This window comes from Stenotrophomonas sp. LGBM10, assembly GCF_046736075.1.
GTDB lineage: Bacteria > Pseudomonadota > Gammaproteobacteria > Xanthomonadales > Xanthomonadaceae > Stenotrophomonas.
In genome coordinates, this window is record NZ_CP177163.1 from 4446146 (window position 1) to 4461028 (window position 14883).

Below are 14883 nucleotides of genomic sequence, written 5' to 3' on the forward strand. Positions count from 1 at the left end.
GGCGGAACTACGTATTACTTGCCCCGAATTCCTCTGGAGCTCATTTGGTCACGGGACCTCCAAGTAGCTGCCTTGCTGTGCGCCGACGTTCAAATGCAGCCATATCACCCTCAGAATTCAGCCATACAACCCTCAGCCTACGTTAGATATGGGGCCTTTCCGGATAAACTTCCTGCAAGTTCTTTCGATTTGGGGGCTAAAATTGTAGTGCGGCATCGTCTTGGTCTTGCTAGTGGGCAATGCAATGAATTCCCTATCTACCTTGCAACAGATGAGCATCGTCCCAGGCGTCTTAGTGCGGCAGTCAGGTATGCGCAGGCATATACCTTCGGAAACATCCGCCTCCGCTCAAGCCAGAGCAGACGCCGCGCGGGTTGCGAGATCGTGGCATCCGACCATCCCGGCTCCCGGTAGCGAGTTCCCTACAGACCTAGGCCCTGTTGGGCTTGATCAAGAGCCTTCCTTGGCCCTTGCTTGGGAATACTGAGGTTAGCCTCAAGGACGAGATAGCGCGACTTCTAACTCAGTCGCAGCAGGGTCCTATTGGTCAGTGAGGTGTCCAGTAGCTGGCTGGCCCCTCCTCGCTCTTTCGAACTCGCAATAAGCACCGCCCGGGCCGCGCGGCTGGCACCGAGGTAGACGCGTGAGACGTACCGCCGTCGTGCTCCTTGGCCTTGATCTTCGTCGAAGTCTGCACCATCTGCATGGATAAGAAATACGGTATGGAACTGGAGACCAGCCACGAATTCCGGCATGCTAAAAACGCATTTTCCCTTTGCGTACCTAAGGTCCTTGAGATCCTCACGCGTCGTAATTGGCACAAATTTGTCTCGCACTCGACCCGCCGTTCGGATCTTTTCGAACAAGCTCTCATTCAGACAAAGCACGGCAACTTGGCTGCCCCCGCCCTCTAGCTCTCGTGCAGTTCGGATAGCTTGGTCAAAGACGCCGTCGACGAGCTCGAGGTCGGTCCGATAAACAGTCAGAGAAGGCTTTTCCCCAGATTCCTGTTTGGAGTGAGATACGTATGTGGCGTATTCACCTTCCAGATCCATTGCCGGGAATGAAGCGTCAAGGTCGCGCAAGAAGTCAGTGATCTCCGGCGTTGATCTATAAACCTGCTTCAGTTCACTCAGTACGGACTCTCCGACCCCCGGGTTACGGAATTTCTCTACTCCCCCGCTCACTGCATTGTCATTGGTGCCTTGCTTAATGTCGTACGCCATGACCACGGGCCAGCGGCCTTCGACCTGTGCTCTGGACTTGAATAAGTTGTGGAGGAGCATCGCTTCGGCGCGTGTAAAGTAGTGGTACTCATCCACGAATACAAGGTCGAATCCATCGCGCTCTCTCAGTGCACCCCATTCGTGAGTGCCAAGGTAGCCATCAAAGTCAGCGATCATCTGATCCATGCTCAGGACTTTATTTTTCCTGAGCAGTCCACGGTAGATGTCGTGAATTTCAAGAACAACACGTCGATAAGGCTCACTAGGTAAGTGCATCTGCCAGGGTTCTCTGGCGCCTCGTGCATAGCGATTTGCCTCGTGCGTGTCCTTCTTGATTGCTTCTAGATCAAGCACGCAAGCAAATTCATTCATCAGCTCATCGATGAGCGACGGGTCCGTGGTGCGGGATTTCAGACGCTCCTGGAAGTCTCTGCAATGAGGAAAGAGATCCAGCGCGACGCGGGCGTCGGAGACGACCACTCCAACGGCTTCGTCAATGAGCATCCGTTGGTAGTCCCGCCCCTCAATTCCATCGAGAGAAAGCGGCTTGAGTCCTTTCTTTTCATAGCCTAGCTTTTCTTGAGCGAGTTCGTAGATTGTCCCAATCCACAGTTTTGGCTGACCAGATGGAGTCTTCAGGGAAGACCATCGCTCGCTGTTGTCGAGCGAATGAAGCATGCCCTTCACTACCGTGTTTGCCAAGGCGGAACTGTGTGTTAGAAAGGCAAACGTTTTGCTTCCGCCGGTGTCAGAGTCCGCGTATAGGTCACGAAGGCATTTGACGACCATGGACTGAGTCTTGCCTGTGCCGGCGGCTCCCCTGAGGCGTACCGGTCTGTCATGTAAGCGGTCTACAAAGGCGCGCTGCTCGCGGTTGAGCCGCTGCTCATACCACTCTTGTAGTGTCCACTCATTCGTTAGCCAGAAGCCGAGGGGTTTTGAAAGGAGAACGCCGAAATTGCCAACTGGTGGACCCGCTGTTGGCGCGTCCTCCAGTAGCGCGTCACAGAGGCCTTCCATCGCGCTTACATACAGGCCCTTGTCTTGAGGCACGGCGTCCAGGTCGTCTGGTGCGCTGGTCACTGCAAATGCATAGAGATTGGCGCTGCCGAGCGGCGATTGATCAAAGTAAACTCGCTGCTGCGCCTCTCTCGATGCTTGGGCGAACACGGAAAGTCTGGCTCGACTGTGATAGGGCTGCCATTGGATGGGAATCGCTATGTTTCGGTCGAAGTGTCGCAATGCCACGCGGATAATACGTTCGAACGCGATCCTAGGCTTGGGAAGCCCGGCAGAGGGGGAGAAAACTACCGTATTGATGACTAAGTGATTGTCTTCGAGTTGAGAATCTTTCGAAAGAATGTATACAACTCCGTTCTTTTCCACTCGGCGCAGACCATCGGTGTTTTCTGGAAGTTCAAACTCCCTTAGCCAAGAGTCTTCTATGTACGCCCGGTCTAAGACGCCAATTGCTTTGTGGTCAATGACAACTGCAACTACTTCCTTGCTCATTTTCATGTCCTTACACCGCAACCTTGTTGTTGAAGCACTCGTCGATCACCAGCTCACATGCAGCTTCGCACGCAGACTCATATGTCGTTGGCATTCCAATCCGTGAGAATAGGAACGCCAGTTTCTGAGTGATGGAGAAGCGGACACCGTCACTCAACCGCCCCAACCTATGGAACTCGCTTGACTGGCCTGCGATTCGAGCGTCTCTTTCAGTTAGGAAGAGTTCATGGCTCATGATTGTACCCATGGATCGCAGCACCGCAACGAACCCTACCCCATCCATATTTGGGAGCTCAGGAAGCACGAAATAGTCTTGAAATCCACCGCCGTCCTTTAGCGCATTCCCGATCTGGTTGCGCTGGTCTTCTTGCGAAGTTCCGGCCAAGTCCCAAGCCGACCTAAGGCGCTCGAAAGCTCCCTGCGCCCCGTTTGTGGCTGTTGCGAGATTGAAAATCTTTAGGTCTCGCAACTGCTTGTCGCCTGGGCCAGGAATGGCTCCACTAACGCTCTCGATAACCTCTTCGGGACTCTTCGTGCGCAACCATTCAATAAGGGATTCGTGAGTGATTGGCGAGATACCTGGCAGGTTTCGGCGGATATGGCCCGCCAAGTGATCGAGGACCTGTTTAGACCGCTTTTTAGCAAGCCTTCGAAGTTGCTCTGTCGCCCAAGGGCCCTCAATGTAGGTTCTCATTGGGAGAATCTCTACCCAGTTGTAACGCCCCCCGGCCTTTTCTTGTGCTATGTCGCAGTCGGCCGTGATCACCACTCCCAAGGCGATCACGCTCCCGGTTCTGGCATCCGTTTTTCTGATCACATCGCCTTGCCTGATCTCATCCGCATCATCGATCTTCTTAAAGAAGTCACTCATCCCTTTCTCTTTTGTCATCCATGAAATGTGGCTCGCTACAGATCCCGCCCTCTCACCTTCAGCGTACGGAGGTGTGCCGTACAACGGCTGAACTTACGAGAAGCGCCGATCTGTTATCGCTGCGCGATCCTCATCGGTGAGGTCGTCAACGTGAACGTACTGAGCGCCCTCTCCGCGGGGGGGAGAAATCAACCGCACCGGAGCTGCTGCATGCTCACGGCCTAGGCGAACAGAGATCAAGCCTACAATCGTTCCATCCTCGTCCAGTCGCCAGAGGGCCACGCGATAGAAGGTTCTAGCGAAGCCGGATCCTTGGCTGTTCGGATGCGTGTAATACCAGCCATCGGCAGGCAAGTACTGATAGGGATTGCTGTCGGGCACTGCGCTTTCTCCAGATTGAAGTTGGTCCAGTGGAGTAGTTATCGGCCTATGCAGCAAGATATTTACCCTTCCCGAAGCTGCCTGCGCCCTCGCCCGCACACGCCGGGTGAACACTGACATCGAAGTCATCAGGAGTTTGCCCCGTGTTGCCGAGCTTGTCCGCGAGCCGATGCCCGTTGTGTAGCTAGCCCTGCCTGAGCTGAGCGGAACGCCAGCCCGGGCGGTTGGCGTCCGTCCTCGCACATTGGGACGGCTTTCGATCCGTCTGCCTGGCGAGCTCCTCAATGCCAATCTCGACAGTCTTCCCCTGCTCCGCCTTGCCGCGATCCTATTGCTAGTCCTCCGTTCCTGCCATCTCGGTGAGATAGCAGATCATGGCCAGACTTGTCTGAAAAACCATCTCCGCTTCGGTGCGATGCGGTGCATCGCCGCTTCGTTGCCCATGCCTGACGAACGCCGCATTGTTGGAGTAGGTGTAGAGCTTTTCAATAATCTCCAGGCCCCAACGGTTGTATCTGGGGTCCTTTCGCAACTCGATGACAGCGGTACCAAGCGTCTTGGCTCTCGGCACGATCACCTTGGCAGCACTTTCCAAGGCGCTGATGATCTCTCTGATCGCCGTTGCCTCATCCATTGGGTGGCTAAAAAGCGCGGCGAGTCCGCGCTTGTAGTGCTGGCGCGCTATTGCATAGGGCTTCTTCAGCGCCGTATCTGTTGCGACAATCGCGCTCTTCATCGCTTGAGTTTTGCGGCGCAACTCACCGTCTGCATCCATTTGCCAGCCGATGTTTTCCTCTTCAAGCAGGATGTTCACTTGCGTCCGATAGGCGCTGAACTGAACATCGCTGTCGAATGGAATTGAGTCATCCTTCTCTATTAGAAGCTCAGCAATTAGCTCGACGAAGTCGAAGAACAACGACCATTCACATTGTTTCAGGTGGCTCGTGAGTGCCTGCCACGAGCTTGACTCTGCCCAGTCGTGAGGCTCAGCATCAATTCTGCACCGAGCTAGGAAAATCTCGTGTGTTTCATAAGTGTCCAAGGGCTCCTTGCGAAAGTGACGAGGCGTATTTGTTTCGCCTAGATAAGGAGGAAGCACAATTTTGACGTAACCGAGCCGAAGTGATGCAGGAGCATCATCAAGAATGGGCTCTCGTGGCGTCGCCAACCTTGCCGAAAACCTCCTCCTTGGCCGATTTGTCATTGGTGCTTTCTCCCAGAGTCAGTGCCAGAGTGGAGGGGGCTAGCTAGCCATGCTTCACGCCCGAAACTACCCGTCGGTGCGCCTGGCGCTAGAGTATCGACTTCACGGCCCATGATAAGCGAATTATCGAACGGTATCGGTTAGCTTTATCTCCGGCCCTCTGCCCTTTCCTTCCAAATGTCTGCATGGGCAAGGACTCGGGTACTCGGGGCGAAATACGTTGCGGTCTCGAAATCGCCGGTTACCGGCTCTGCCCTGCCGCCTCGGCAGCCCTACGGCCACGGGCATGTCGCGCGTAAGGGCGGCGGCGGGCAGTTGGTGTCGCGACAGAACTTGGGGGTGGGCTCGTCATCTAGCCCATCCGCTGCGATGGCACGGACGGCGGCGTATGTTCTGTCCTTGGTCTTCAGTTGAGGGATGTTGTTGAGTGGTGGTTACTTGGCAATCAGACCAATGCGGGGGTCGCCGGGGGCCTATACACTCATCAAAGCTCAATGTAGGGGGAAAGGAATGGAAATTGCGTTGGTACAGGGGGAGAGAACGCTCCCAAGTCCTGAACTTAAGGGGGCGTGTCCGACCTGTGGCGCTGCGATGATGGCAAAATGTGGCGAAAAGGTCATTCACCACTGGGCCCATGCCAGCCGGCGCAACTGCGATACATGGTGGGAAAATGAGACAGATTGGCATCGTCAGTGGAAGGCCCATTGGCCTGTCGAGTGCCATGAGATCAATCACGTTGCACCCGATGGCGAGATTCATCGCGCCGACGTCAAGACGCACAGCGGCATCTACGTGGAGGTGCAGCATTCGGCGATGACGGACGCGGAGCGCCAATCACGCGAGGACTTCTATCAGAACCTTGTGTGGATCATTGACGGCAGGCGTTTCCAGAAGAACTTCACCATACATCACCTGCTCCCGGACCCTATCCTCCCCTGGGCACGGGATTGCCGGTGGTTCCCTATCGAACATCGGACAGATCGAGGGACCACACGAGGGATGTATCACAAGCTGTCGGAAATTGCGGAAGACCGGAAGCGATCACCCAATAGCAACATGCACCGGGTATATTTTTTCGTAGATGATCGCGCAAAGTTTGAAGCCGCCGACGTTGGTTATCGCAACTTCTGTTGGATAAGGCCGCACACCACGTGGCTGAATGCAACCAAGCCGGTATATATCGATTTTGGGACTGACGTATTGGTCCGGCTTGATGTCTATCCAGTCGAGATGATGCGATGCGTTCGTTTAATCAGTAAATCTAGGCTGATTCATGATCTTGGCACCCTGCCCCTTGCATCGGAGGTCTGTGCATAGGCACAGCCGGACCCGGTGGCGATGCGCTGCTGGGAAACGCCGTCAGCCTGCTGCCGGGAGATCGGCTTCGGTTGCAGCATTGAAGTAGGTCATGGCCTGGTCATGGACGGGTTGACGGCCTTGTCTAATGCGGCTGGGTCCAGTCGCGAAAGCAAGATGCTCACGGCCAAGGCCAGCTGTACAAAGACGGCGATGTTGTCCACATGGTGAATCAGCTCGCTCCACTCTACGGTCAGGTCACCCCACGCGTCGTGTTGCGTGTAGATGGCTAGGACTTCCTTGCCGCCGTGGACCAAGCCCGACAGGTCGCGTTGATGCGTACGTACGGTGCTCAGCAGCTTCGCGGTATCCCACCCCAAGTGGTGGGCGGCTTCCTCGGCGACGGCGGCCACATGGATGGGCCGTTTGCCGCGCTTGGGCATGGTGCCGGTGCGTCTGAACGCCATCAGCTCGCGCTGACTGGCCGCCTTGGCGAAGAGCGCCGCGCGAAGCACATACTCCATTTGCGAGCGTTGCATCACCAGTGCCGCCACCCAGTACTGCTCAGGTTGTTGCAGGAGCAGCGTATAGATCGCCTCGGCGGTATCCATGGCGGCCAGTGCCAACGGCAGCGCCGTGGCCGAGCGCTCGTCCACCTTGATGTCCAACTCGGCCAGGACCCGCGGGGTGGCGCGCACTAGGCCAAGTGCGGCCTCGGTGCGCGTTCGCAGGTGGTTGAGTGCAGCGTTCATCCGGTCTCCCTGGTCCTGCGCTCGGGCCACCAGCGTACTCAACCGGAGCGGGCCTTCGCCGGCCGGCCCTGGCCCCTGCGCGCATGGCTTTTTGATGGCGCGCCGGTCCGCTTCCGGGATGGATCAGCGTTGGGTTTGTGGCGGGCCTGCAGTGCCTGCTGGACTGAGGCGGCCAGCGCCCCCAGCGAGTCGACCTGGCGCTGCAGCTGCTCGGCGTGGGCGCGCTCGACGGCCGCGGCAGCCACCGCGTCTGCGCGTTCACCGACAACCTGGCTGAGACGGCCTTCCAGTGTCTGCAGCGCGCAGCGGCTTTGGGTCGCCTGTTTGGCCAGGCTTTCGTTCAGGCCTCGTACCTCTTGGCGGGCGCGGTCGACCTCCCGATTGAGCCGCTCTTCGGTGGCGCGGAAGTGCATGGCTGCCTGAGGCTGCGCGCAGGGCCAACCTCCAGTACTGGCCTGCTAACGTCGCCAGTCATTGAGATTGAGGTTGTTCAGAACGAAGTTTGTCGGGTTCGAGTCGCGTGGGCCGGCCTTGGGACTTCTCCTCGCCTTGTCAAAGCGTCCGTTGGTCATCCGTGGACGCTCCGCAAGGAGAAAACTGCGAAGAACCGCCGTAGACGGTGCACCCAGCGCTTTCGATAATAAGTACGCCGGGGTTGTTTGACTATGGGTATGCGGCATCGCGTTAGAGCTGGACTTGTTGTGCCTCATCGCCTCCAACCCGCCGCTATTGTATCGCCACAGCGAATCATTAAAGTCAGCTGCACTAGTCACGACATGAGCTGCGCTGAGATGGACCTGAAAAAAATTGAACAGGAGCAAGAAACACTGCACCTGGCTGTGCCGATGTTGAAAGCACTCTACGGCGACTTCGAGATCGACCGCAACCAGGTAGACAGACCCGACGCAGCCATTGTGCTCGCCGACGGTAGACGCATCGGCATCGAGATAACGTCCCTTGATCCGTCGAGCGACAAGCAGTACATGAATGACGAATCCTATGGAGCGGACGCCAAGGCCGCTCAGGCCCGTCGGATGGAGCGGCGCGAGCCCCTACTTCCGCGACCGCTGAAGAAGGCTGTTGTGACTATTACGCCTGACTACCTTGCAAGAGCTGCACTTGCCAAAGCGCACAAGCATGCTCAGTACCTCGGCCAAGGTAGCTACAGCGACATCGTGCTCCTGACCAAGAGTGATTATCTAACGCTCCCCTGCCCCGAACTGACTACGTTCTATGCGCCAATGGCAAGCCATTTGCTTGGCCAAGCAGACTTTCCGTTCGCAAAAGTCATCTTCGTGTGCGACCGCGACGCCATCCTTGTTTACGACAGATCCTCAGCTCCAACTCCCAAGCCGGATGACAGCCTTGATCCGCACATGTTCGTCGAGCACTCCATAACAATGGTTGGCAATTCGCAATCCAGCAACTTTATGGCCGAGCCGCTGACCCCAAAGAGGACTCCCCCAAAGAAGAAGCGCAAGCCTAGAGAGAGCAAGAAGCGCGAGAGCAAGAGGCCATGATCTTCGATACCGTCGTCAGCGCCGCTACTCACGTGTTAAGACTCACTCCGGACCTACTGTTTGGCCACATCACGCGAGGATCGAATGTCGCGGTCTTCCGCGCAACCTGAGTGGCTGATAGGGTTCCAGCGGCGGGCTGATGTTCACGGACTCAGAGGCGGTGCGAATGTACTTTGGCGAGATCTGAGGGGGTTCCGGCGGCTATCCGCATTCCTAAGCTCACCAGGACCCCTCGAGCATGAGCTGATATCGCCCTGTTTGATCTCTGGAAATGAGAGCTTCCCGCTACAACGCGAGCATTCCCTTTCGATAGAGCGAGAGATCGGAGCACTGAACGACGGCGCATTCGGCTCGTTTCATTTCTTCTGCCACGTCAAGCCGCCAGTGATAGCCAGGCGGACAGGCATGCCTCCTACCGTGCCCGCTGATACTGGTTAGCCGGGTTCGAGTCGCCTGGGTCGGCGTTGACGCATCTAATAGGCTTGTCGAAGTAGCCATTGATCTGTCGTGGGAGCCCGGTAAGGAGACGACGCCAATGAATCCGCAGACGGTGCGCAAGGCGTTCGTGATAGCGGCTGCCGCGGGCACGTTGCCGATGAGCATACGGCAACGCGTTAGAGTGGGACTTCCTGTATCGAACATACAAAAATGGCATCTTTTCTGTTGATGCACCGAAAAGTGGGCGCCTTCTCCGTAGTTCATGAATTTCATGGTGGCTTATCCACAGTTGTTGCCACAAATAACTCCCCCATTTCTCTCGCCGCAATGAGCTAAATCAACTATTTAAGAACAGGGCATTTTGTCCACGTCAATCACTGGTCCGGTGTATCGAACAGGGCCACGCCGACGGCTCCATTGCCGTGGCAGTCCAGGCGCAAACCACCGCAGAAGGCCTCTACCAGCTTTGGCTGGGAGCTTCTCTCATGGTCAAGGTCAGTCAGACCAACGCCCCGTTCGAGCGGGCTATGTCGTGCTTCCTCAAGCTCCTGGCTTGACGCTTATTTTTCCCAATTGTATAGACGCCCGGTCAACTATATGAATACTTTCAACAGCCATAACAGCAAGCGCACGGATCTCTTCGACGCGGTCAGCGTAGCCAGTATTGAAATGAAGAACCGCATCGTCATGGCCCCGGTTACCCGGAGCCGTTATGAGGAAGACGGCATCCCCAACGAACTGCACGCCACCTACTACGCCCAGCGCGCCGGTGCCGGCATGATCGTTGCGAGGCCACCAACATCTCTCCCCAGGGTCGCGGCTACGCTGCTACGCCTGGCATCTGGAGCGAAGGGCAGGTTGCAGGCTGGAAGAAGGTTACCGATGCGGTGCATGCGGCCGGCGGCAAGATCGTGAGCGAGCTGTGGCACGTTGGCCGATTCTCCAGCGTTGAACTGCAGCCCGATGGTGCTGCACCGGTTGCCCCTTCGGCCATCAAGGCTGAGGGCAACACCTACACGACCGAGGGCTTCGTCCCGGTCTCTATGCCGCGAGCTCTGCAGACCGATGAGATCCCTGGGATCATCGAGCAGTACAAGAAGGCTGCGGAGAACGCCACGCGAGCTGGTTTTGATGGCGTGGAGGTCCACTCGGCCAACAGCTACCTGCTCGACCAGTTCCTTCGCGATTCGACCAATCAGCGTACGGACCGCTATGGCGGCTCCATCGAAAACCGTGCACGCCTGACGCTGGAAGTGACCGAGGAGATCGTCAAGATCTGGGGAAGTGATCGGGTGGGCATCCGTCTGTCTCCGGTCACCCCGGATGCCGGCAATACGCCGCCGGACAGCAATGTCATGGCGCTGCATGGCTATCTCATCGAGAAGCTCGACGCCTTCAATCTGGCATACCTGCACTTCGTTGAGGGTGCCACGGCGACCAGCCGCGAAGTTCCTGCGGGCGTCGACATGGACGCCCTGAGTGGGCTGTTCAATGGCCACTTCATCGGCAACAACAACTACGACCTGGACATGGCCATCGAACGGCGCGCCAGCGGCAAGATCGATTCGGTCGCCTTTGGTCGCCTCTTCATCTCCAACCCTGATCTCGTTGAGCGCCTGCGCCGCGGCGCTGAACTCACCATTGCCCCGCGCGAGTCCTACTACGGCGGTGGCGCGAAGGGCTATACGGACTGGCCGAACGGCAACTACTGAACCCCTTCCGGCACAGGTTCAAACAGATGTCCGCCATTGGTCTGGGCGTCAATGACACCGCATCGGTGCTTCGTGCCTCCTCGGAGTTCGGCCATGTACGACTACCAGAAGGTCCCCGCGGACATACTGTGGCGAGTGCAGGCAATCGAAACAGTGGCTGAGCACCACGGCGTGAGCCTGGTGGCGGATGCACCCACTCTGATCCGCGAAGGCCCTCGAACAAGTACGTGGCGTGCAAAGCGTTACACGGCATTCCTGGAAGGCTAAGCTATGGCCCATAGCCGCTTGCATAGGGTAAGGACAAGAATTGCACGAAACCGGACGTCAAGGACCAACGAATGGAGATCGATTTCAGATGAAGAATTGGCTGATCGGCGTAGTGGTCACCCTGGCATGGACCAGCCCCTGCCTTGCTCAAATCGCCCCTGAGTTGCTCGGTGGCGCGGATCCGGATAAGCCGATGTTCAGCGAATCCTTCTACAAAGGGGGTGAGGGCAGTTGGGTGCTGGTACGCGAACCCGTCAACACCGGTTACCACTGCTCGGTTAATTTCATCACGCCAGAGTCCACCTTTTCGCTTCGCGGCCCCGCCGACGCTGGGATGGCGCGAAAGGGTCATGGCGGCGTTTGGTTCATCAGCAAGGCAATCCCCCCGGTGACAAAGTCCGAGATCGCTCCGATCACGTTGTCATCTACCAACCACCCCACGCAGAGCGTTGAGGCCGCCCATGTGAGCCTGCCGGGCCAGAGCAGTGGGGCGTTGTTGCTGACCATCGACGTGAAGAAATCGGTGAAGGAAAAGCCGGACAGCAATGAGCTCGCCATCCAGTTTCAGGGAAAAGAGGTGTTCCGGTCGAAGGTTGTCCAGTTGCAGCTGGCGTATCGCCAGCTTTCGGCCTGCATGAGCGCGGCTCGAAAATAGGCCATGATGTCAGCCGTTCGGCACGTTCAAGATGTCGGTGCAGACGTCACGCATCCCTCTTGTGTCGCCACTTGCTTCACCGAAGACATTCACATCGGCAACCCGCAGCGTCCCGGCGCTGTCCGGGATCAGCACATAGCGGACGTTGCAACTTTTGTAACCGCCGCCGTCATAAGTCGCGCCGGTTGCGAGATTCTGCCACATGACGCGATTGTCAAAGGACTGCCCATAAGAGAGCGTCCGCGCGATACCGGCCTGACGGACAGCCGGGTTGCCGTTAGCGGCGACGACCTCTTGCTCAGTCTTACCCGCCCACACCTGGACCAGGAGCGATTCACTGCGCGTTAAACGCCTTTTTCCCCGGTACTCAGCGGCGGTCTGAGTAAAATCCAGATCGGCCTTCATCGTCGCCAGATTGCCCTGCACCATCCCCTGCGCGTCGGTTACGTGTTGCTGCATTTGGGCCAGTTTTGCCTTGAGCGCTTCCGATTCTGCTGGCGTCAGCTTGCGGCCGTTATTGATCGCGGGCTTCGGTACATCGGACCACAGCTTTTCCCAGGTAAAGTCGGCAAGCAAACTCATCGACAGTCCATCGGGGACCAGTTCCAGTCCATTCAAACCAATGGCTGCCAGTTTCGGTCGCAATGCTTCGGCCTTAAACACACGATTGACCGACACAGCTTCTTTGGCGGCGATAATGCTGTCACTGTTGCAGGCTACATTCCATGCCTGCCGCATCGTGTAGCTGGTCGTGCTTTGCCAATCGGTGGGTTGGAGATCAATGATCGCCGGATCCTGTTTCATGGACTTTGTGCCGCTGGCCACACGGAATTCCACGGAATCCGGCGTGTCCAGCATGCCGGTTGAATCAGTCTTGCGCTTGGCTGCGCCACGGCCGCGCTGACTCGGCTTGGGGCATTTGAACTGGAGTTTATATTCCAACCAGAGGGGCTGGTCGACCGCTTCATAGACCATTGTCAAATCAATCTGACGGATCCGGTTTGGGCCAGGATTCATGACATCATTGATCGGCGTGTGGTCGGTCGTCGCGTCATTGGCGTAGACATTGACACGATTTCCGGCTGCACCTTGCATGTCGATCAGAAATTCGCTGGCCCCGACGTGCGTCGCGATGGCCATGATGCCCGCGCCGATGACGAGTTTTGTGATTTGTCGTGTCATGAGCGCTTCCTTGCACAAATGTGAGTACGCAGTCGTTGAAGCTTCTGCCGGAACCCGGCGCTTCCAGGTCGATTGTGCTGCAGCGACATCGGAAATGCACTGCCGACGTTGGAGGCAGCGGTGGCGGCCGTCGCCTGGCTGGCCGCTCTGGCCGTGAAACGCCTGCTGCCGGTGGCACGGGGGGCATCTAAGCGTCCTGCCACACTTCGTTGCCAATCACGACACCCCGTCGCCGCGCTGGCAGTGGAGTCCAATCCCGATAGATGGGATGAACTTGATCGACCCACCCAGCCTCCAGGCGAAGGCGAACCCGCGCCCTGCTCCCTCCCCGGCCTCCCCCGCTCCGCCGCCTCTGTCCCCCCGACCCCGGGAAATACTATAGTTTGCCTCCCCCACGGACGCGGCGGAATGAAATGCCTTTCCTCGGAATCGGACTCCATGTACTGGCCGCGATCTTCTTTGCGGTCCACGCCATCCGCTCTGGCCAGAGCCTCTACTGGCTCATTCTCCTGTTCTCGTTCCCGTTGCTGGGCAGTGTTGTCTACTTCCTGGCGATCTACTTCCCCGAGATCCGCCACTCGCGCGGCGCACGGCAGACCCTGCGCGCAGCCAACCGGCTGATCAACCCGGGGCAGGAACTGCACAACGCGCGGGCTGAGCTGGCGCATGCGCCGACCTTGCAGAACCGGGTTCGCCTGGCCTCGGTGCTGCTGGACGCAGGCAATGTTCACGAAGCCCTCCCCCTCTTCGAGAAGGCCGCCAGCTCACCGCTCGGCGATGAGCCGCACATCCTTGCTGGGCTTGCCCGCGCACGTCTTGAATCAGGAGATGCCCCGCTCGCCGTGGAAACCCTGGAAGGCATGTTCGAGCGGCACCCGGAGACCCGCCGGCAGCCCGAGCAGATGCTGCTGTACGCGGAGGCCCTGGCGGCAGGCAATTCGCCGGGAGCGCGTGCGGCATTCGAGCGCGCTGTTGAGTGCGGCAATGACGTGGCTGCGCGCTGCCGTTATGCGGAGTGGCTGTTGGCCCAGCCAGGTGCGGACGACCGGCAACGGGCGCACCGGTTGTTTGCAAGCATCATCGACGATTCCGGTCATTGGTCGCGCTTTACGCGCAATCATCACGCCGCTTGGCTTGAGCGGGCGAAGGTGGTGATGAAAGGTGGCGCAGCCGCTGGCTGATGCCGGCGCGTCAGGGCGATTGCAGGGCCTCGCGGGGAATCGGCCGGAGCCGCTACGCAAGGCCTGTCTTGCAGGGGGTCATACGCAGGCTTCCCAGGCACTGAGGCCTGGGAAGCCTGGCAGTGGTCGCGCTTCAGCTGCAGGACGTGACGTCGATGACGCTGCACTTGTCATAGGTCTGCACATAGGCCCGGCACGACTCCTGCAGCCGGGCCCTCAGCTTGGTCGCTGCCTGGCTCTTTGCGGACGTGCAGCCATCGTGCGTAAGCACCCCCTTGCCGGTGTTGGCATACCCCTTTTCCGTCTGCGTGCACATGTTTGCCGGCGCTGCCTGCTTCACGGTTGCTTGGGCCTCGTAACACTGCTTCGCGTGGGCGGTCGCGATGGATGCCCACAGCAGTACCGCGACCAGGATGATCGATTTCATTGTGTTGTCCCTCGGTTCGTGTGAGAAGTCTGTTGTCCGGCAACGCCGTAGCGTGTTGACCTGCCGGTACCGGCGCGCTGCGGCCCCTCCTGCCTCGGGCGTCTGTCTGTCAGCGGCGATTGCACTCTAGCCAGCGGTGGGTACGCGCCCTGTTCCGGAACGCCCAGAAAGCGTGCGCGGCGTTCCACGGCTCGCGCCTGACCCTGAAGCCCCCCGGCCCCCTATGCGGTCAAGGCAGTTCGTCTGGGCCCATCGGGCC

The 14883-nt window shown here is 58.2% G+C and carries 14 protein-coding genes; 7 read left to right on the forward strand and 7 right to left on the reverse strand.

What is annotated here, in order from left to right:
- Positions 1-518: 518 nt before the first annotated feature.
- The 3 genes from ACLB90_RS19585 to ACLB90_RS19595 form a co-directional block, all read right to left on the reverse strand.
- Positions 519-2738 carry a UvrD-helicase domain-containing protein gene (locus ACLB90_RS19585; RefSeq protein WP_411851011.1) on the reverse strand — a complete coding sequence of 740 codons (2220 nt, stop codon included), beginning with the start codon at positions 2736-2738 and terminating at the stop codon, positions 519-521.
- Positions 2739-2748: 10 nt separating this feature from the next.
- The gene (locus ACLB90_RS19590; RefSeq protein ID WP_411851012.1) at positions 2749-3609 is read right to left on the reverse strand and encodes a hypothetical protein; all 861 of its coding nucleotides are present in this window, start codon (positions 3607-3609) and stop codon (positions 2749-2751) included.
- A gap of 715 nt (positions 3610-4324) precedes the next feature.
- Entirely contained in the window at positions 4325-5194 is an 870-nt protein-coding gene (locus ACLB90_RS19595) for an AbiJ-NTD4 domain-containing protein (RefSeq protein ID WP_411851013.1), read from the reverse strand.
- 510 nt (positions 5195-5704) lie between these two features.
- Between ACLB90_RS19595 and ACLB90_RS19600 the strand changes: the two genes are divergently transcribed.
- The gene (locus ACLB90_RS19600) at positions 5705-6511 is read left to right on the forward strand and encodes a competence protein CoiA (RefSeq protein ID WP_411851014.1); all 807 of its coding nucleotides are present in this window, start codon (positions 5705-5707) and stop codon (positions 6509-6511) included.
- Positions 6512-6600: 89 nt separating this feature from the next.
- Here the strand turns inward: ACLB90_RS19600 and ACLB90_RS19605 are convergent, their stop codons facing one another.
- Together ACLB90_RS19605 and ACLB90_RS19610 are read right to left on the reverse strand one after the other, a co-directional pair.
- Positions 6601-7242: a hypothetical protein gene (locus tag ACLB90_RS19605; protein ID WP_411851015.1), complete on the reverse strand. Its 642-nt coding sequence runs from the start codon at positions 7240-7242 to the stop codon at positions 6601-6603.
- 38 nt (positions 7243-7280) lie between these two features.
- On the reverse strand, positions 7281-7655 hold the full coding sequence (locus tag ACLB90_RS19610; protein WP_411851016.1) for a hypothetical protein: 375 nt from the start codon (positions 7653-7655) through the stop codon (positions 7281-7283).
- Positions 7656-8033: 378 nt separating this feature from the next.
- Between ACLB90_RS19610 and ACLB90_RS19615 the strand changes: the two genes are divergently transcribed.
- The 5 genes from ACLB90_RS19615 to ACLB90_RS19635 all read left to right on the forward strand — a co-directional run bounded on the left by ACLB90_RS19615 (position 8034) and on the right by ACLB90_RS19635 (position 11834).
- The gene (locus ACLB90_RS19615) at positions 8034-8762 is read left to right on the forward strand and encodes a hypothetical protein (RefSeq protein WP_411851017.1); all 729 of its coding nucleotides are present in this window, start codon (positions 8034-8036) and stop codon (positions 8760-8762) included.
- A gap of 860 nt (positions 8763-9622) precedes the next feature.
- A complete protein-coding gene (locus ACLB90_RS19620; protein WP_411851018.1) occupies positions 9623-9757 on the forward strand; it encodes a hypothetical protein in 135 nt (44 codons plus the stop codon).
- Positions 9758-9797: 40 nt separating this feature from the next.
- Complete coding sequence (locus ACLB90_RS19625) at positions 9798-10115, forward strand: hypothetical protein (protein ID WP_411851019.1); 318 nt, start codon at positions 9798-9800, stop codon at positions 10113-10115.
- A complete protein-coding gene (locus tag ACLB90_RS19630; RefSeq protein WP_411852806.1) occupies positions 10040-10912 on the forward strand; it encodes an alkene reductase in 873 nt (290 codons plus the stop codon). Before ACLB90_RS19625 ends, ACLB90_RS19630 begins: the two co-directional genes overlap by 76 nt.
- 355 nt (positions 10913-11267) lie before the next feature.
- Positions 11268-11834, forward strand: coding sequence for a hypothetical protein (locus ACLB90_RS19635; RefSeq protein WP_411851020.1), 567 nt, complete (start codon positions 11268-11270; stop codon positions 11832-11834).
- A 9-nt stretch (positions 11835-11843) separates the two neighbouring features.
- On the opposite strand, the gene ACLB90_RS19640 is transcribed toward ACLB90_RS19635, so the two are convergent.
- The gene (locus ACLB90_RS19640) at positions 11844-12977 is read right to left on the reverse strand and encodes a hypothetical protein (RefSeq protein WP_411852807.1); all 1134 of its coding nucleotides are present in this window, start codon (positions 12975-12977) and stop codon (positions 11844-11846) included.
- Between the two features lie 452 nt (positions 12978-13429).
- Between ACLB90_RS19640 and ACLB90_RS19645 the strand changes: the two genes are divergently transcribed.
- The gene (locus ACLB90_RS19645) at positions 13430-14197 is read left to right on the forward strand and encodes a tetratricopeptide repeat protein (RefSeq protein WP_411851021.1); all 768 of its coding nucleotides are present in this window, start codon (positions 13430-13432) and stop codon (positions 14195-14197) included.
- Between the two features lie 133 nt (positions 14198-14330).
- Here ACLB90_RS19645 and ACLB90_RS19650 read toward each other — a convergent pair whose 3' ends face one another.
- Positions 14331-14624 (reverse strand): hypothetical protein, encoded by a 294-nt coding sequence (locus ACLB90_RS19650; RefSeq protein ID WP_411851022.1) that lies wholly within the window; start codon positions 14622-14624, stop codon positions 14331-14333.
- Positions 14625-14883 lie beyond the last annotated feature (259 nt).